Annotated in this window: 19 protein-coding genes; 8 read left to right on the top strand and 11 right to left on the bottom strand. The window is 57.5% G+C overall.

Annotation, left to right across the window (positions count from 1 at the left end):
• The first annotated feature begins 4 nt into the window (after positions 1–4).
• Entirely contained in the window at positions 5–472 is a 468-nt protein-coding gene (locus tag A6F49_RS12340; RefSeq protein ID WP_043058827.1) for a hypothetical protein, read from the top strand.
• Between the two features lie 13 nt (positions 473–485).
• Here the strand turns inward: A6F49_RS12340 and A6F49_RS12335 are convergent, their stop codons facing one another.
• On the bottom strand, positions 486–1,352 hold the full coding sequence (locus A6F49_RS12335) for a M48 family metalloprotease (RefSeq protein ID WP_043058828.1): 867 nt from the start codon (positions 1,350–1,352) through the stop codon (positions 486–488).
• Between the two features lie 11 nt (positions 1,353–1,363).
• The gene (locus A6F49_RS12330) at positions 1,364–2,773 is read right to left on the bottom strand and encodes an FAD-dependent oxidoreductase (protein ID WP_043058970.1); all 1,410 of its coding nucleotides are present in this window, start codon (positions 2,771–2,773) and stop codon (positions 1,364–1,366) included.
• Positions 2,774–2,928: 155 nt separating this feature from the next.
• Here A6F49_RS12330 and A6F49_RS12325 point away from each other — a divergent pair, with 155 nt between their 5' ends.
• Complete coding sequence (locus A6F49_RS12325; protein WP_043058829.1) at positions 2,929–3,426, top strand: hypothetical protein; 498 nt, start codon at positions 2,929–2,931, stop codon at positions 3,424–3,426.
• Positions 3,419–3,952, top strand: coding sequence for an HIT family protein (locus tag A6F49_RS12320; RefSeq protein WP_235604987.1), 534 nt, complete (start codon positions 3,419–3,421; stop codon positions 3,950–3,952). Before A6F49_RS12325 ends, A6F49_RS12320 begins: the two co-directional genes overlap by 8 nt.
• A 15-nt stretch (positions 3,953–3,967) precedes the next feature.
• Here A6F49_RS12320 and A6F49_RS12315 read toward each other — a convergent pair whose 3' ends face one another.
• The gene (locus tag A6F49_RS12315; RefSeq protein ID WP_043058830.1) at positions 3,968–5,014 is read right to left on the bottom strand and encodes a polyprenyl synthetase family protein; all 1,047 of its coding nucleotides are present in this window, start codon (positions 5,012–5,014) and stop codon (positions 3,968–3,970) included.
• Between the two features lie 49 nt (positions 5,015–5,063).
• Here A6F49_RS12315 and A6F49_RS17765 point away from each other — a divergent pair, with 49 nt between their 5' ends.
• Both A6F49_RS17765 and A6F49_RS12310 read left to right on the top strand, forming a co-directional pair.
• Entirely contained in the window at positions 5,064–5,345 is a 282-nt protein-coding gene (locus A6F49_RS17765) for a hypothetical protein (RefSeq protein WP_150119488.1), read from the top strand.
• A gap of 100 nt (positions 5,346–5,445) precedes the next feature.
• Positions 5,446–6,765 (top strand): isochorismate synthase, encoded by a 1,320-nt coding sequence (locus tag A6F49_RS12310; RefSeq protein WP_161485818.1) that lies wholly within the window; start codon positions 5,446–5,448, stop codon positions 6,763–6,765.
• Positions 6,766–6,789: 24 nt separating this feature from the next.
• Here A6F49_RS12310 and A6F49_RS12305 read toward each other — a convergent pair whose 3' ends face one another.
• The 3 genes from A6F49_RS12305 to A6F49_RS12295 all read right to left on the bottom strand — a co-directional run bounded on the left by A6F49_RS12305 (position 6,790) and on the right by A6F49_RS12295 (position 8,616).
• On the bottom strand, positions 6,790–7,575 hold the full coding sequence (locus tag A6F49_RS12305; RefSeq protein ID WP_043058831.1) for a hypothetical protein: 786 nt from the start codon (positions 7,573–7,575) through the stop codon (positions 6,790–6,792).
• Positions 7,572–8,135, bottom strand: a complete 564-nt coding sequence (locus A6F49_RS12300) for an ATP-binding cassette domain-containing protein (protein WP_235604986.1) — start codon at positions 8,133–8,135, stop codon at positions 7,572–7,574. Before A6F49_RS12300 ends, A6F49_RS12305 begins: the two co-directional genes overlap by 4 nt.
• Positions 8,136–8,253: 118 nt before the next feature.
• Entirely contained in the window at positions 8,254–8,616 is a 363-nt protein-coding gene (locus A6F49_RS12295; RefSeq protein ID WP_043058832.1) for a GntR family transcriptional regulator, read from the bottom strand.
• Positions 8,617–8,770: 154 nt separating this feature from the next.
• Between A6F49_RS12295 and lhgO the strand changes: the two genes are divergently transcribed.
• Positions 8,771–10,003 carry an L-2-hydroxyglutarate oxidase gene (gene lhgO / locus A6F49_RS12290; protein WP_043058833.1) on the top strand — a complete coding sequence of 411 codons (1,233 nt, stop codon included), beginning with the start codon at positions 8,771–8,773 and terminating at the stop codon, positions 10,001–10,003.
• A 29-nt stretch (positions 10,004–10,032) separates the two neighbouring features.
• Here lhgO and A6F49_RS12285 read toward each other — a convergent pair whose 3' ends face one another.
• From A6F49_RS12285 to A6F49_RS12265, 5 genes are all read right to left on the bottom strand, one after another.
• Entirely contained in the window at positions 10,033–10,980 is a 948-nt protein-coding gene (locus A6F49_RS12285; RefSeq protein WP_043058973.1) for a hypothetical protein, read from the bottom strand.
• 90 nt (positions 10,981–11,070) lie between these two features.
• Positions 11,071–11,910 (bottom strand): SDR family oxidoreductase, encoded by an 840-nt coding sequence (locus tag A6F49_RS12280; protein ID WP_043058834.1) that lies wholly within the window; start codon positions 11,908–11,910, stop codon positions 11,071–11,073.
• Between the two features lie 147 nt (positions 11,911–12,057).
• Positions 12,058–12,561, bottom strand: a complete 504-nt coding sequence (locus tag A6F49_RS12275; RefSeq protein ID WP_043058835.1) for a GNAT family N-acetyltransferase — start codon at positions 12,559–12,561, stop codon at positions 12,058–12,060.
• 11 nt (positions 12,562–12,572) lie between these two features.
• Complete coding sequence (gene menD / locus A6F49_RS12270; protein ID WP_235604985.1) at positions 12,573–14,339, bottom strand: 2-succinyl-5-enolpyruvyl-6-hydroxy-3-cyclohexene-1-carboxylic-acid synthase; 1,767 nt, start codon at positions 14,337–14,339, stop codon at positions 12,573–12,575.
• Positions 14,340–14,349: 10 nt separating this feature from the next.
• The gene (locus A6F49_RS12265; RefSeq protein WP_043058837.1) at positions 14,350–15,360 is read right to left on the bottom strand and encodes an o-succinylbenzoate synthase; all 1,011 of its coding nucleotides are present in this window, start codon (positions 15,358–15,360) and stop codon (positions 14,350–14,352) included.
• A gap of 18 nt (positions 15,361–15,378) precedes the next feature.
• Between A6F49_RS12265 and A6F49_RS12260 the strand changes: the two genes are divergently transcribed.
• Both A6F49_RS12260 and A6F49_RS12255 read left to right on the top strand, forming a co-directional pair.
• A complete protein-coding gene (locus tag A6F49_RS12260) occupies positions 15,379–16,356 on the top strand; it encodes a phosphatase PAP2 family protein (protein WP_082911772.1) in 978 nt (325 codons plus the stop codon).
• Positions 16,357–16,389: 33 nt separating this feature from the next.
• Positions 16,390–17,859 carry an NCS2 family permease gene (locus tag A6F49_RS12255; RefSeq protein ID WP_043058838.1) on the top strand — a complete coding sequence of 490 codons (1,470 nt, stop codon included), beginning with the start codon at positions 16,390–16,392 and terminating at the stop codon, positions 17,857–17,859.
• Positions 17,860–17,876 lie beyond the last annotated feature (17 nt).

Raw genomic sequence — 17,876 nt, 5'->3', positions numbered from 1 at the left:
GCCAATGCTGTATTTGATCACTTTTGACCACGACGTCTACACCTCACCTTCAACCGTTGGCGACCTGCACGTGATGGAACAAGACGGCGAATCCATCGATCAGTTGCGGTGGAGTGCGGTTGAGCTACCATTCAACTCCAACGACGTGCTTCAACCCGCATTGCGCAACGGCTTCCGTCATCCCAAAGGACTCATGGTCGACGGCGGACTGGTGGATATCATGACCGCACCGTCGCGTCTGGAAAAGGCCGCCTCGGCCCAAGATCAACTAGCCGAACAGCTAGCTGAACTCGATCGCGGCCCAGTGCCGGTAGAAAATGCCGGACACGTCCAACAAAAAGATCAGGATGCTCGCGATGCTCGGCTCGATCACGAGGAATCGTTGGGTTGGGTCAAGACCGCGCGCGAGGACCTGTTGAAGCGTCCGATCAATGATTGGTTAGAGCAGCATTGGAAGTCCCACGGCAAATAAGCTTGCCGGGACGTTACTGGTGCTGTCCCATATCGCGGGCTTGCTGGGTCAGACGATCGACCCGCTCGTCAACGGGTGGGTGGGTCGAAAACCAGTTGCGCACCTTGCCAGCAAAAGGGTTGGCGATCATCATGTGCGAGGCTGCCTTGACGCGATGATCGTCAGCCGGCATCGGGTGTCGTTGGACACCACCGGAGATCTTTTCTAAAGCAGAGGCCAAGGCCATCGGATCCCCGGTGAGCAACGCACCATCGTGATCGGCGGAAGTTTCGCGATCTCGAGAGATACCAGCTTGGACCAGCGCTGCAGCCAACGGTGCCAGGATCGCAGCAGCAAGGTTGAGTAACACGTTGCTGTTATTGCGGTTGAACATCAACATGTAAGCCACACCTTGAATGACCGTGCCCAAGGCAGCAGCCACCGACGAGGTGAGGATGTCACGGTTGTACACGTGCATCAGCTCGTGTCCGGTGACTGCCCGCAGTTCACGAGGATTCAGCAAATGCATGATGCCTTCGGTAAAACAGATTGCCGCATGTTCCGGATTTCGACCGGTTGCAAATGCATTGGGCTGCTGGGCCGGGGAAATATAAATCCGTGGAGCTGGCTGACCGGCCCTTTGGGCCAGGTCATGCACCATCTCATACAGCCCGCGGAATTGGTTAGGGTCGGCCGGATAAGCCTGCATGCTGCGCAGCGCGATCTTATCGGAGTTCCAATAGGTCACAGCGGTAGTGATCAAACCGATTCCGGTAAAGAGCACGATCCACATGCTGCTGCCCGTGGATCCCGAAATAGCAGCGCCGATGGCTACCAAGATGCCCAACATGAGGGCAAAAAGAAACCAGGTTTTTGTGCGATTTCGTGCTGCGCGTTGCATGCTGTCTTCCTCTAGCTATGTGCGGCTTCCCGGGATTTCGCTCGGGAGATGCGGACCTGTTCGTCACGATCGACGACTTTAACTCGTTCACGTTCAACCGGTCCGGACTCAGTGGCTAAATCCCCGAGGTTGATTTCGTGATTGTCGAGTTCCTTCCACCCGTTCCAATCACTATATTCCACGCCGCGCTGTTCTAGCAGCCGCAAGATGGCGTCTTCATCAGGATTTTCCGCAGTGTACAGGTGATCGACATCTTCAATGATGTGACCAATGGTCTCAAGCGCATCGCCCTTGGTGTGGCCAATCAGGCCCACAGGACCGCGTTTAATCCACCCGGCAGTGTAGAGTCCTTGAACTGGCTTCCCGTTAGCTCCCAGCACCCGGCCTTCATCGTTTTTGATAATGCCGCGTTCTTCATCGAACTGAATATCTGGCACAGCGGAACCGAAGTAGCCGATCGCACGGTACACAGCCTGGACTGGGTAGAACTTCATCTCGCCGGTGCCACGCACATTCCCGGTGCCGTCTAATGCCATGCGCTGCATACGAATGCCGGCGACTTTGCCCTGCTCAGTCAAAATTTCTTCGGGTGCTTCCAGGAAGTGCAGGTGCAAGCGACGGGATGCGCCGGTGCCTTCGGGGCTATCTTCTTGTTCGAGCAACCAGTTGGTCAAAGTATTGACCATGTTGCGTACCTGATTGGATTCTTCGGCGGCCTTTTCGGAGGCTTCATCGAATTCAAAATCATCTTCGTAGAGAATGATGTCAACGTCTTCAACGGATTTTAGTTCCCGCAATTCCAGCGGAGTGAACTTCACCTGAGCAGGTCCGCGACGCCCGAAAACATGCACGTCAGTTACTTGCGAGGCTTTCAGCCCCTGGTAGACGTTGTCCGGGATTTCGGTTTCCAGCATCTGGCTGGCCGGTTTGGCAAGCACTCGGGCTACATCTAGGGCCACGTTGCCGTTGCCAATGACGGCGACTTCACGTGCCGACAGGTCCCAGTGCCGGTCAACATCAGGGTGGCCGTCGTACCAGGACACAAAGTCTGCTGCACCAAAGGAGTTTTCGGCCTCGACCCCTGGAATATTCAAACGGGCGTCTTTAATGGCACCGGTTGCAAAGACGATGGCGTCATAGTGTTTTTGCAGATCTTCAAGATGTATGTCGGTACCGTACTCAATATTGCCTAAAAAGCGAATATCCCCGCGGTCCATCACCCGGTGCAGGGCGTTAATGATGCCTTTGATGCGTGGGTGATCGGGTGCGACACCATAGCGAATCAAACCAAAAGGTGCTGGATACCGGTCGAATAGGTCAATCGACACGTCGAAATCGATATCAGCTTTTTGCAGTGAGTCTGCGGTGTACACACCGGCCGGACCCGCACCTACAACGGCGATCCGCAGTGGACGATGCATAGTATCGGACACGTATTTCCCTTTGTTCTTGATGACACAGATGTACCGTAAATCTTAATTACGTAATTACCGTATCGCCTAATCCTGGTTGTCAGCTATGAATTCAGCGGTAAGCAACAGTAGCTGTGACGTCTCCGACGACTACACTAGAAGGCATGGCTCGACGAGATACTCAAGTTTTTTATCCCTCCTACCAGGGTTTGGTGACCAAACTGCTGGACCGTTCATGGACCGTTGATGACGGTATGGACGCTGACCAATTACAACAGCTCGTCGAGTCTTCGATCGCAGCCGAACAACTCCAGACCCGCGGTCTTGATGCCACGTTCCAGGCCATCGCCCCGCTGGCCCTCCAAGAATTTTATCTGGCCCTGGGTGTCTCTGAAATGATGGAAACCAACCACTTTTTCTTTGATCCAGACGAATTAGAAGTTCGCGACGACATGGTCATGTTCGTCGAGGATGCTGACGAGTCGACGGTGTGGGGCGTCCCGATCGACCAGACATCCCTACCCGATCCCATCGCCTTCCGTCGAACCGTCGGCGCCGATGAGCCCGATCATGCTGGCACCTGGGAAACTACGGAGATGACAGTATCTGAACTCATCACCGATATATTGACCTGGAACTACTCGGAGGACGACGTTGACTGACACCACCGGCCACGGCCCCCACCCGACTCCCCCACAGATCTACTCGCATGCACCCGCGGGGTATGTTTGCCCGTTCTGTGGACTGGTCAACGGTGACGTTGCCGACCCGAATAACCGATGCGAACTGTCTGATCTGATTTACCAGGACGACGACGTCATCGTCTTTAGCGCCGCAGACGGTTTCGGGCCGAACGCGGGCCACGTGATGATTTGCCCGACCAAACACTACGAGGCCCTCTACGATCTGCCCGACCGGGTACTGATGCGTATCAGTCTCATGGCCCGCGAGATTGCCTTCGCCATGAAGCGTGCATGGAATCCAGAAGGTATTTCAACCCGGCAACACAATGAGCCAGCCGGCAACCAGCACGTGTGGCACTACCATCTGCATGTTTTCCCACGCTATGACGGCGATATGCTCTACCGGCACCTGCGCCAACCCATGGATATTGATCACCGAGCACGAATCGCCCAGGATATTAAAGCCACGCTGAATCCCGCGGCCACGTTCTTACCGGAGTTCTAGGTTCGAGCTGAAATACTAGGCGTCGCGCGAGACGACGTACCGGGCAAAATCTGCCAGGGCCGTTTTGACCGGTGAATCCTGCAAACCGTCCAGTGCAACAATGGCCTTATCAGCCCACTGCTGTGTCAGCAGCCAGGCACGATCAATCACCGGGTGCGCAGCGACGGCGTCGACGGCTGCGGACAATTGAGCATCGGTATCCAATGGCCCATCGACTAGTTCCAGGGCTTTGATAGCACTGTCATCGCCTGTTGCTGCGGCTTCACGCAGCAACAGAATCGGTAGCGTTGGGACCCGCTCTTTCAGGTCAGTACCTTGTACTTTGCCAGAGGTATCAGACGAGCTGGTCAGGTCAATAATGTCGTCGGCCAGTTGGAAGGCCATCCCCACGTTGCCGCCATAGGTTGCAGCGATCTCAACGAGCTCCTCGGAGCCGCCGGCCAACAGAGCACCCAGCAGCGCACTGGCGGCGAGCAAAGATGCGGTTTTGCCATCGATAACCCGCAGATAGTGTTGCAGTGGATCGTCCCCGGCTTCGGGGCCCACGGTTTCCCACAGTTGTCCCAAGACCAGTTTTTCAAAGGTGATTGAATGTTCTTTGACCGCGCGGGTTCCCAGACTTGCCATTTCGGCCGAAGCTCGGGCAAAAATCAGGTCACCGGCCAGAATCGCAATCGAATTCGACCATTGCTGATGTGCCGCAGTCACACCGCGTCGCTGATCCGCTTCATCCATGACGTCGTCGTGATACAACGTGGCCAGATGGGTAAGTTCTAGGGCCACCGCAGCTTGACGGATAGGCTTTTCCGGTTCATCCACGAGTCCAGAAGCCACATTTTCGTCAGCCAACATTGAGGATAGGACCGTCACGATGGGTCGAACGCGTTTGCCTCCGGCTTCCAGCAAATGACGAGTCGTGGCCTGTGCCAACCCATCGGCGTATACCAGGGCTTCGGCCAAGTCTTCTTCGATCTTGGACAAGCTGGTCAGCAGCGCATCGAAAAGCTGTTCGTGCTTTTGGAGTGCGTCAATCCCCGGAGGCAGCGAAATAGAAATATCCACCCGTACAACCCTACACTAGCGACCCGTTTGGGCAGCCTGAATCACAGTCTTGAAAACTTACATTTATCTGGTCAACAAACTTACCCCGCTCCACACCCTCGTCGGTCGACGTTACCTTGACCGGCGTGGATTTTCAGCTGTGCGAGCACCCCTGCGGCCTCAATTTACTGCATCCGGTGCCAACATCATCGCCTCGTCTCTGATCACTGGGCGCTTTTTCTGTGCTGCTGTCCGCGCGGCGTCGTTGGCGGTTTTGCGGCACGACGACGGCGTTTGCGCAACCAGGCCCACAGACGAACTCGGCGAGGCCATATCAGCTGCTGTTGCATAGCCGACCTACTTTCCACAATCGGTCACCTTATATTCTGGTGGTCCTCATGGGACTGTGGCAACCACGCGTGGGCGGAAAACCCGGTACATTATTGCCTATCATGTCTTTTACCGCCGCAGCCTTTCAGCTTTCTGATGCACAACTGGAACAACTGCCCACCCAGATCATTGGTCAGGCCAGCAGTGCGTTTTCTCGTCATCACCGAGGCAAGTTTGGTTTCGGCGAGCGCTATCGGTTCTGTACCCGCGGTCCGCAACGATTCGCCACAGCCCGCAACCAGTGGGAAGAACTGACCGCCCCCGAGGCGCCTGTCCTGCCCAACGGGCTGCGCGCCAGTGCCCCGATAGCCTTTGCGGCATTTACCTTCGATGCCCGATCCGATGCAGATTCGGTAGTCACAGTTCCAAAGTTTGTGTTGGACGTGGACGAAACCTCGTCGTGGCTGCACTATATTTACGACCCTGCCGAGCCCATCGGCAACCCCGACGCAATCTTCGCGGTCTTTCTCTCAGAACTCCCAACTGACGCCGCATCCGTTGGCGAAGAACCTTTCACCCCCATCGCCGCCCAGATGACCGAAGCCGCATTCCAGGACAGCGTGCGAACCGCCGTCAAAATGCTCACGACCGGCGCCCTCGACAAGGTCGTGCTAGCCCGGGATGAACTCCTGCACAGCGCCGCCGGTTTCCACATCCCGGCTACAATGCGTTCTTTGGCGGAGCATAATCCAACGGCCTGGACCTATAAAGTCGCCAATCTGATCGGCTCCACCCCGGAACTACTCATCGCGCGCAAAAATGACGCTGCAAAGGCCCGGGTGCTGGCCGGAACCGTGGATCGCACGGTCGCGACCAACGACCAACTTATTGCCGAACAGTTATCCGATAGTCCTAAGCAAATCTTCGAGCATCAGGCCGCTGTGGACTCGCTGGTCGAAAAGCTCTCGCCCTTTGCCACCGACATGCAGGTGTCCAAGACCCCGTTTGTACTGGCCTTGCCGAACGTGTATCACCTGGCCACGGATGTCTCAGCACGGCTGACCGCTTCCACTTCAATCCTGGATTTGGTAGCTGAGATTAACCCAACCGCCGCCGTTGGTGGCACCCCGAGAGATCTTGCTCTCGATGCGATCTGGCAGCTAGAAGCCCAAGCCCACGGGATGGACCGTGGATTATATGCCGGTGCGGTGGGATGGCTGGATGCCAACGGGCACGGCGAATTTGGTATCGCCTTACGCGGCAGCGTCATCGAGGATGACCACCATGTGCGCGTATACGCCGGTGGAGGCATCGTTGAGGGTTCCGACCCGGCCGAAGAACTGGCCGAAACCCACGCCAAAATGCGTCCAATGAAACACGCGCTCCGAGTACGGAAGATGGCCTCTGGGCAAGACTCGGTAATTATTCCAGAACAGGCGTAGCAGCGATCCATCGCAATTAAGGCATTAACGCAATTCCACTTTGGTGTGCATTTCTCTGCTTGCCCAAAGCAACATTGCCACGATCACCACAATGTGGAGTATAAAGATACTCAATGGCAAGACGGGATTCGTGTCGTTGACCGCCATGATGCTCCAAAAACTTTCAAAGCGCACTTGTCCTGCGGGGATATCAAATACCGGTGGCACAAAGATTGACACAACACCAAGTATTTGCATGAGCAGGTAATAACTCATGAACACGATGATCGGCCCAGCAATACTCAAACGACGCGCCCATCCTCCACTGCCGATAACAACACTGGCACACATCGCAGCAAGTGGCATGAGCACTATCCAGGCCACACTACCAATGAGAACCGGCCACAACCCTTGTACATGATGGAATAGCAACTGCGTATCGCCCACGGCCTCTGCCAAACCAATATCGGCCAGACTCAGCGCCAATCGCGCTTGCACCAATAATATGATCAGGACCAGCATCGCGGTCAGTAGTGATAGCACCAACGCAAAGAGACTTTTTGTCCAGAAAATTTTACGTCCCGCCACGGGTAGCGAATGGGTGAGCATCGCGCCTTTGCCATAGCAACTGCGGTAGAAATCAATGACCAAAAAGAACTGTATGACGGGTAGTAGTGCCAGCGTCAGCAGCGTTGCAAATACCAGCTCAATAACTCCAAAGAACACTGCTAACAGGTCTGCTAGGGCGATGAGCACTACTGCGATACTGGCAATGATCAGTAAGGGACGCTGCGTTCGGATGCGCTCGTGTCGAAGAATAGTAGCGATCATGATGCATAAACCTCCTTGAAGTAGTCATTGAGTGACAGCTGACTGTTCGACCGCAGTTCCTCGACCTCACCAGACGCGACGATCCTGCCATGCCTCATGAAGAAGGCCTCGTCAAGAATTGATTCAATATCAGCCACAAGATGCGTTGTAATGATCATGAGCGCCTCGGGATGCATTGCTGCCAGAATCGCTTGCAAAGTTGAGTCTCGAGCCGCCGGGTCGACCCCACTGATGGGCTCATCCAGCAAATAGACTCGAGCCTCACGTGACATTGTCAATGCCACGTGCACCTTCTCGCGTTGGCCTTTACTCATTTCGTTGAGTCGAGCCGTGGGCAAAATCCCAAATTGCGTGAGCAGGTTCTCGCAGGTTGCTTGGTTAAAATCATTAAAGAAATCAGCAAAATACCGGATCATATAGCCCACTTCGGCCCGGACTGGCAGATTCGGAGTATCTGGCAAATAGCTGACGATGCTCTTCGTGTCTTGACCAGGTTCATGTCCAGCAATCGTTACCAGTCCAGTTGTCGGTTGATTCAGACCGGCAAGGATTCGCAACAATGTCGTTTTGCCTCAGCCGTTCTCTCCCAGGAGGCCAACGATTTTGTTGCCCTGAAGTTGCAATGTCAGATCATCTATCGCTGTAACTTGGCCATATCTTTTCGTTAGATGCTGGATGTTAATCATCTGTGCTCCAATGTTCATTAAGCAGCTGAATGGCGTGGCTCTGTGAAACACCAATCCCCTTGAGACGTGCAATAACCTCATCGACTATGTCTTGTGCTGATTGGTCCCGTAACGCATCTAGCGATGTGTGGTCACCGGTCACATACCGCCCCGAGGTGCGTTCGCTGCGGGTTGTCCCATTGCGATCTAGTTCAGCCAGTGCTCGTTGAACGGTGTTGGGGTTTACCTTGTAAGCAAGCGCCAGTTCTCGTGTTGACGGGATCTTCATACCTGGCTTCCATTCACCAATAATGACTCGGCGTGTAAATTCGGCGACGAGTTGCTGCCATATCGGCTGTGCAGAATCAAAATTCATGTCACCCTTCAATCGTCCCGCTGTATTAGTTCAATAATCCAGTAGCACACTCGGTGCATGGAACACAGATAGACTGAAGCGCAACGAGATTGACCATCGCGCTCGTCAGACCACGCGAACGCACAAAGCTCCCGAGATCACCGAGGAATCACTCATGGCACAGGACAGGGCCCGCACCTTTGGTGTCATTGGCGCCGGCATTATTGGTCTGGCCGTAGCACGGGAACTCCTCCACCAATTCCCTGATGCCTCGGTCACGGTTTTTGATAAAGCCCCGAAGGTGGCCGCCCACCAGACCGGGCATAATTCCGGCGTCGTGCATGCTGGGTTGTATTATGAGCCGGGCAGTCTCAAGGCTCGGTTGTGTCGCCGAGGGGTGGCATTACTTTCCGATTATGCACGATCGAGAAATCTGCCGTATGAGGCTTGCGGAAAACTCGTCGTCGCACTCCATCCGGACGAGCATGACCGTCTGCGCACCATTTATCAGCGCGCGATGGCAAATGGTGTGCCCGATGTCGAACTCATCGGGCCCGAGCGGATCCGACAGCTTGAACCCAATGCAGTGGGCACGCTGGCGCTGCATTCACCGCACACCGCAATCACCGACTTCGCCGCCGTCACCCGTGCTTTAGCCGACGAGGTGCGCACCGCAGGCGGTCAGGTGCGCCTCAATACCCATGTGATCGACATTTCGCTGTCGGACCACGGTTCTACCGTGACAACCACGCACCCGAACGACGCCGGCCCGTGCACCGAAGAATTCGATTACCTGGTTTCGTGTGCCGGGCTGCAGTCGGATCGCATCGCACAGCTTGCTGGCGGGGCGACCTATCCAAAGATTGTGCCGTTTTTCGGTCAATACTCACAACTGGAGCCGGCGTATCGGCAGATTCTGCGCGGGCTGGTCTATCCAGTCCCCGATCCGGCGTACCCGTTCTTGGGCGTGCACCTGACCAAACGGGTTGACGGGGAGATGCTCGTCGGGCCCAATGCATTTTTATCGTGTGGTCGCGAGAATTACACCGGCTGGCGCATCGATGCCGCCGATACGCTTGACGTTGTCCGCAGCCAAAGCTTTTGGAAATTTGCCGGGCGAAATATTCGGACCGCGCTGCGGGAATTTGCCGGGGTGGTCTCGCGCAAGCGCTTTGTCTCCGGGGCCACCGCCTATGTGCCCAAACTGGCTGCAGCGTCGTCCAAACTCATTCCGCGCGGGATTCGAGCCCAGGCGATGGATGCTCACGGCCACCTCGTGGACGATTTCGTCATTGAGCACCTAAGACGGGCAACGTTTTTGCGTAATGCGCCCTCCCCCGGAGCAACGTCGTCATTGGCCATCGCTGAACACATCGTGGCCACGCTCACCGACGCCCACAACCTCTAAGCCGACGAACCGGTGGTTAGACCCGGTGGTTATTGGTAGGACACAAACCAGGGTTTGGGCTCAATCTCGAAGGTGTCGCGAGGTGCAAACATGGGCTTGTCCTGGCGGAAGAAGTTTTTCCAGGCCATGTACATGTTGTCGGGAAGGTCTTCTTTGAGGGCCCGCCAGGTGTCCATTTTTTGTTCGGCGGTGCCGTGGCCGTCGGCGTGCAGCACCATGGCCAGTTCTGGATGGTCGGTGTCGACTTGCTCGCGCCCGCGGATCATCGACAGTCGGAACTGATGCAGGATGACCAGTTTCTGAGGCAGGTCGTGTTCGGCCGTCAGCTCGGCTAACCACTGCGTGGTTTCGTTAATCTCTGCGGCACTGACCGAACCGATTTGTTCCATGTGCCGCTGGCCGGGCGCCAGACGCCACTCCGGGTCTAGGGCCAGTCCCACGTTGGGGCGAGTTAGCAAGTCTTCAAAGAGTTTGGCCTGACTCAGAAAATCGGCGTGGCCGGGCTGGAGGTCCAATACCACATAAACGTCATGTTCTTCTGCGGCGTCCACATAGGCTTCCAGCGCTTCGCTATCCGCCACGGCCGAATAATTGCCGTCCGCACCAGGCGATGCCGAGGCCATGGTCGCGATGATTTCAAAGGCCGGGATGATGTCTTCATCGGCGTGGGCCTCATACATTTCAGCCAATTCGATAACCCGTTCCACGGAGGCCTGCGGGCCCTGTTCCCCTAAGGAGCCAAGCTCAGGGTATTCCGGGTGCCCGTAGAGCGCGATGAAGCGCCGGTCCGGGAAAATTTCGGTCCCGCCACCAATCAGTTCAGGTGGTTCCTCACTCGGGGTGGGTTCTGCCTCCGGGCTGGGCTGGGCGGGCGGGGTTTGCGTTTCGGATGAGGCCGACGGGGATTGCGACGAGCAGCCGACCACTAGCAGGCAGGCTGCGGTTAGCGTTGCGACAAGACGAAAAAGACGAGACATATGGGATTCTTGAGATTCTTTGGTGTCAGGTTTTTGGACCAGGCCAAGCATATACCCTGATCCTGGACGCCCCGTGCCCACGCCTGGACCTCATCCCTGCGCGGCGGCGATGACTTGGTCATATCCTTGTTTGAAGGTTGGGTAATATAACGGACCCAACAGGGTATGCAGCAACCGGGCATCAAGTATTTTTCCGCCGACGACGCCGTCGACACTGCCCTGCGGTGGTTCCAGCTGTAAGCGCTGGGCAATATAATCAACGACGTCGCCCAGCGGGACACCCGGGGTCTGGTCCACTGCGTGCAGCACCGCTGGCGGCTGGGGCATGGTGAGCATCAGCTCCAGCACGCGGGCGAGGTCCGTCTGGTGGATGCGGTTGGTGCGTCGTTTCCGGTTGACTGGTTCACCGGCGCGAACTTTCCGGATGAGCATCTCGCGGCCGGGGCCATAAATACCGGCCGGACGCACGATGGTTGCGTCAAAGAGTTCACGAGCCAGGTCTTCGGCGGCCACGAGGAGTTGGGCACGTTGTGATGCCGGGACCGGGGCGTCGTCTTCGGTGATCGGATATGACGCTGGGTTGCCATCAAATACCCGTGTAGAAGACACGAACACCACGCGAGCCGGAGTTTTCGGGAGCGCTTGTGCAAGATGTTTCAGCGCCATCAGGTAGCCGGGTTCATTGTCTACCGCTGGCATACTCGGGGTCAGAGTGATCACCATTGAGTCGACGTCCGGCAGCGACGTTGTTACCGGTTGGCTCAGGTCCACCGAAACCGGTTTCAAGGGTGACGGCAGATCCGTTGCGTTGCGCCGCAGACCGTACACCTGGACGCCGTCCGCGGCCAAGCGTTGGCCCAGTTCAGTGCCAAGTTGGCCACAGCCCACCAGCAGGGTGTTCTTCGGGGACCTTGATGCTGAATCCGTCACGGGTACTCCATTCTGTCCGGGAAATCTACCGACTGGCATGGAGCAGCATACTGATCAAACCTGAATCTTGCCCGAAAAGCGACCCGACTGGTACCGGCAGCTGTTACATCACAAAGTCCATTGGGAACGGGTCATCGTCGGTGAACACTAACTGGTAAAGATCCAATACCGACGAAAGGCGGTATCACCGTCGCGCCTGACATCTTCGAGTACTCCCCCGCACTTTTCTATGACTCTGGCGGAAAGGAGGTTTTCGTTCTGACAGGTGATCAGCGCCTGGTCGACACCAAGCGTGGAGAGATGGTCAAGAGCACGCCGCAGAATAAGCTGCGCGTATCCCCGTCCTCGATATTCGGGAGCGACGGCATAACCAATGTGTCCGCCGAAGTTGAACAGGTACTCATTGAGCCGGTGCCTGATGGACACACGACCGACCATTTCGCCCTCCACCTCGACCAGAAAGAAGTCGGCAGGGACCCGTCCTGCCGGCAAATTCACGCCGCGTGCTTCGTGTTCGATGGTTTGTAGGATTTCATCCCAGGATCCCTGGGCCAGCAGAAATTCAAAACCATCGTGCGCCAACAACTGTTCGTGCAGCGCTCGTACCACGTTCTCGTCGTCTGGTTTGGGGTAGCGCAGGTGCAACGTCATCGAGGCGTTTTTTAAACAAACGTTGCGCGAACGGCTGCTTGAACGGCTGCGTGTACTTCGGGTCGTTGGCTGCGGTCCGATACTACTTCCAGCACGCGACGACCGTCGGTTGGATCACCCAGCACGTGGATGAGCTGTTGTTCCGAGGTGAGGCGTTCGTGTTTTATACCGTGCGCTGCGCATATGGCACCGATATTGACGGTGTGGGGCGTGCCAAAGAACCGTTCGACCACCGTGGACATGCCGGGACGGGTGGCCACTTCGCCGTGTTCCAGCCCATGGAAAATGGCGCCACCGGAATCGTTGATGACCACAATGTCGAGGTTGGGTTCTTGTTCCGTGGGACCAAGCAGCAGCCCATTGGTGTCATAGAGAAACGTCAAATCACCGACCATCAGGGTGGTGCGTTCGTCGGTCGCCAAGCTGACACCGGTTGCCGTGGAGATCGTGCCATCAATGCCGGCAAGCCCGCGGTGAGCAAAGACCGTAGATGTCGCTTCCGAAGGTGGACGCCAGGCCAGATCGACGTCGCGAATCACTGATGATGAGCCCAGGACAAGTTGACCAATGGCGGTCGCTGAGACCAGTTGAGCGGTGCGCATGGCACCTGGTTTACCAACAACGTATTGTCGCTGTGTCAGGGCTTGTTCCAGGGCTCGTTGGGCTCGTTGAGCGGCAGACTGCCAGGAACCCAACCATCCCGGAGGGCCGCTGCCAGCAAATTCGGCAAGCTCTTGCAGCTCAGTGACGAGCTGCTCCTTACGAGCGCCCGGGGAAAACCACCCGACGGGGCGGGGATGATAGAGCGCAGATTTAATGTCGTCGCGCTTGAGTAATGCTTGCAGTTGACGCGACAGGGTGGGTCGACCAAATAGCACGATCCGACGAATGTGTTTGCCGAGTCGATGTGCCTGTTCGCCGAGCCCGCCGTCGGGTCCTAGTAAATACGGATAGGCGGCAATGGCGTTGCGGGAAAACCGCGCGTTAGATGAGGGTTCAGCAAACAGGGGCAGCCCGAGTGCCAGCGCGAAATCGTGGGCGACCGGGCCGGCGCCGTGTCCTGCCACCACGACAGTATGGCGTTCTCGCAGATTCGAGGCTTCCACTAACTGGTCCTGATAGGACTGCCCGCGCTCCCGCCAACGCTTATCAACGGTAAAGCGCGGCTGCCCGTGTCCAGGTTGGAGTACAGGGAGCACGCCGGTCTCTGCTTCGGGGACGACGGCGAGCGCATCCGGTTGCGGAATGAGGGGTTCGCGGAAACGCACGTTAATATGCACCGGGCCGGTCGGTGAGCTGGCGGTTCCAGCCCCAACGGCCAATGCGCCGACCACCGAGGCGTGGGTCTTTGCGTAGTCGGCGGTATCCCCGGTGACGGTGATTGAGGTGCGAGCGTGCACACCGAAGATATTGCGTTGGTCGGTGGTTTGGTTCGCCCCGGTAAATTGGACTTCCGTTGGGCGGTCCGCGGTGACGGCGACCAGGCGGATATCAGCGTGGGAGGCTTCCATCATGGCGGGTAACAGGTTGCCTGCGGCAGTGCCCGACGTCGTCACTACGGCCGCAGGGTGCCCAGAGGCCAGGGCAATGCCCATGGCGGTAAATGCTGCGGAGCGTTCGTCGATACGCACGTGCAGCCGCAGGGTTTCGGGATCAGCGGCCTCAGCCAGTGCATATACCAGTGGCGCCGAGCGAGAACCGGGCCCGATGACAACGTGTTGCACCCCGGAATCACGCAGTGCGGTGACGATGGCTCGTGCGGTATCCATGGAATCCATGCGCCCCATCTTACGCGTTTTGCATCAGCACTCCGTGCGCCGTTGCCAGTCGCTTATGCCACCAGCGTTGCCGGTCGGCGGGCAGTTTGAGCTGCTCGAGCACTTCTGGGTCGGGCACCGGGGCCGGTCCGGGTGTAAGCGCTCCGTTGGTTGGCAGTGCGGGGGTTGCCGGTTCGGTGGCAAATAGTGCGGCGGTGGCTAAGCCGCAGGCGTGTTCGAGATGTGGCAGTGCGGCGGCCAGTGCGACCCCGGCGGCAATGCCCACCGATGAGTCCAGCGCAGAAGACACCACGGCATCCAGCCCAGCCTGTTCGACGATGGATAGCGCCCGGCGCACTCCGCCAAGTGGCTGTACTTTGACAACAATCAGATCCGCGGCCTCGGCTTGGGCGACGGCCAACGGGTCGGTTTCTTTGCGCACAGCTTCATCGGCAGCAATCAGTACACTGCTGCCCGCGGCTCGCAAGGCAGCACGCAGGCGAGCCAGCGGTTCTATGCCCGGCACCGGCTGTTCGGCGTAGCGCAGAAACGGCAACGCAGTGATCACTTCAACGGCTTGTTCATGCGTGTAGCCCGTGTTGGCGTCGATGCGAATATCGGCGTCGGGCAATAGTTCGTGGACGCGTTGGACCCGGGCTATATCGGTGGCCAAGTCATCTTCTGCGACTTTGACTTTCACCGCTGGGACCGGCCCAAATCTGGCCAACACTGCCGCAACGTCGTCGACAGGCACCGCCGGTACTGTGGCGTTGACTGGCACGGCGTTTCGCAGCGGTTCAGGCCAACCGTGCCACCCGGCCTCGATGGTGGCAGACAACCACCGGGCCGATTCTTGCGGCCCGTATTCAGGAAACGGGGAAAACTCAGCCCAGCCGATGGGCCCTTTGATCAGCATGACTTCCCGCAAGGTGGTATTACGGAATGTGGTGTTCATGGGCAGCCCGATCGCGACGGCGTTTGCGGCCAGTTCGTCCAGAGCAACATCAGCATTTAGCGGTAGGATGTGTGAGTTGTCGACCATGTAGTAAGTCTAGGCTCAATGATGTATACCGACTCTGTTCATCACCTGCCGGAGGATAATTTGCCGGCGTCCCGGCCGGCCCGCCGGCTCGTTCGCGCGCCCGGTTCCCGAATCTGGGCCTGGGTGCTACTGGCTGCCGTCATGATCGCCGGACTGGCGGCAACCTATCGGATATTTGTGCTGTCTTCCCAGGGACAACTCGTGGATCACGCCGCGTTGTCTTCGGCCGAGGTTCGGTTGCAGTCACTGCACGCCGCTTCCGTGGGCCTGTTGGCTGACCTGCCGATCGTCGTGGCAGCAATTGCTGCTGTCGGATTCTTGGTTCTCACGTTGTGGCGACGCCGCTGGGCCGCCTCGCTGATCGTTGCCCTGACTTTCGCGGCAGCAAATTTCACCACCCAAGTACTCAAAATTCTTTTGGATCGCCCCGAACTGGCCAATGGGGTACCGTACTACACGGGTAATTCCCTGCCGTCTGGACATGTGACTTTTGCCACCGCCACATTTGCTGCGGTGTTCTTATTGGTCGCCCCGCGCTGGCGCTCTACGGTGGGGTTAGTCGGCATGATTTTCTCGGCAACCGTTGGCGTGGCTACCTTTTTGGACGGCTGGCATCGGCCCGCAGATATTGTGGCCGCCTACCTAGTCGTTGGGTTATGGACGCTGATCGGTGGGTTCATTATCTACCGGGTTTCTGCCGACTACAATGTCATTTCCGCGCGCTCACGCGCCAAACACGCTTCCCTGAGCGAAATCCTGCTGTGGCTGTTGGCCGTCATCGGTATCGGTGGCGCCGTGGCAATATTATTATTGACCGGCGGGCTGGGCGATCTGCCAACCCATTTTGAACAGGTCACCCCGTCGCTGCGCTGGTTCACCTTCGGTGCGATGCTGATCGTCGGTGCGGCGTCGTTGGTCTGTGCCCTGTTGACCAGTTTCTTCCGCTGGGAAGCCGGCCGACAGGCCGCTGGCGACCACCGTGAGGCTCCGCGTTAACCTCGAGGTAGAAAAACGTTCTAGGATATTTCCATGTCAACGTTGCGCACAGTGAATCACCAGGACGTCGAACCCAAAAATAAACTCGACAAATTCTTCAAAATTTCCCAACGCGGTTCAACGCTGGGCACCGAGATTCGTGGTGGCCTGGCAACTTTCCTGGCCATGAGCTACATCATTGTGCTCAATCCGTTGGTCCTGTCCGGTGCGGACGGTTCCGGACAAACCCTGGGAATCTCCGCTGTTGCCGCAGCCACGGCCCTGATCGCCGCCGTCATCACCTTGCTGATGGGCCTGTGGGCCAACCACCCCTTTGGTCTGGCCGCCGGGCTGGGAGTCAATGCGCTATTAGCCATCACGATTGCCACCACCCCGGATCTAACCTGGCCTGAAGTCATGGGTCTGGTCGTTGTTGCCGGACTCGTTATGGTCCTGCTGGTGCTCACCGGCTTCCGAACCGCAGTTTTTCGTGCCGTACCCGATGCGATCAAGACCGGCATCGTCGTCGGCATTGGCTTTTTCATCACGCTCATCGGCCTGGTCAACGCCGGCTTTGTGCGTCGCCTCCCCGATGAGGCCGGTACCACCGTTCCACTGGGACTGGGCATCGGCGGCGAACTGTCCGGCTGGCCCATCCTCGTGTTCGTCATTGGCCTGGCGCTAACCGCCATCCTGGTCGTGCGTCAAGTACGCGGCGCGATTCTCATCGGCATTGTCGTCTCCACCATTCTGGCCAATATTTTGGAAGGCGTTTTCCACATCGGGCCATCGGTTGACGACGCCGGCAATGTCAATCCCGAAGGCTGGAGCCTGGTGGCCCCAGCCATGCCTGGCTGGAACGCACCCGATCTCAGCCTGTTAGGCAATGTGTCACTGGGCGCATTTAGTTCCATCGGCTCCATTGCGGCCGCACTATTAGTTTTCGCCATCCTGCTATCCGTGTTCTTTGATGCGATGGGCACCTCGGTCGGCTTGGCCCGCGAGGCCGGCAACGTGGACGACGTCGGCAATATCCCTAATCTTGACCGTGTGCTGTTAGTAGATGCGATTGGCGTGACCGCCGGCGGTGCAGGCTCGGCGTCATCGACACAAATTTTCGTGGAGTCCGGCACCGGCATTGGCGAAGGTGCGCGCACTGGATTCGCCTCACTTATTACCGGCGTGCTGTTCCTGGCCGCCATGTTTCTCACCCCGCTGATCTATCTGGTGCCCTTCGAAGCCGTGGCCCCGGCCCTGGTCATTGTGGGGTTCATGATGGTCTCACAGGTCCGCCAGATCGACTGGAACGACGTCGGCGCTGCCATCCCAGCGTTCATTACGTTTGCCCTGATGCCATTTACCTACTCGATCGTCAACGGCATCGGCGCCGGCATCATTGCCTACGCCGTGATTCGTACCGGTCAGGGACGCGGCCGCGAAGTGCACCCGTTGCTATGGGTTGTGGCCATCGCGTTTGTGTTCTATTTCGGAATGGGCGTATTCCAAAACATGCTGGGACTCTAAGTCCCTATAGTGGAGAC

Source organism: Enteractinococcus helveticum (assembly GCF_001657475.1).
GTDB classification, from domain to species: domain Bacteria; phylum Actinomycetota; class Actinomycetes; order Actinomycetales; family Micrococcaceae; genus Yaniella; species Yaniella helvetica.
Note: the sequence above shows the minus strand (reverse complement) of the source record. Positions and strands in the feature narration are given on the sequence as shown.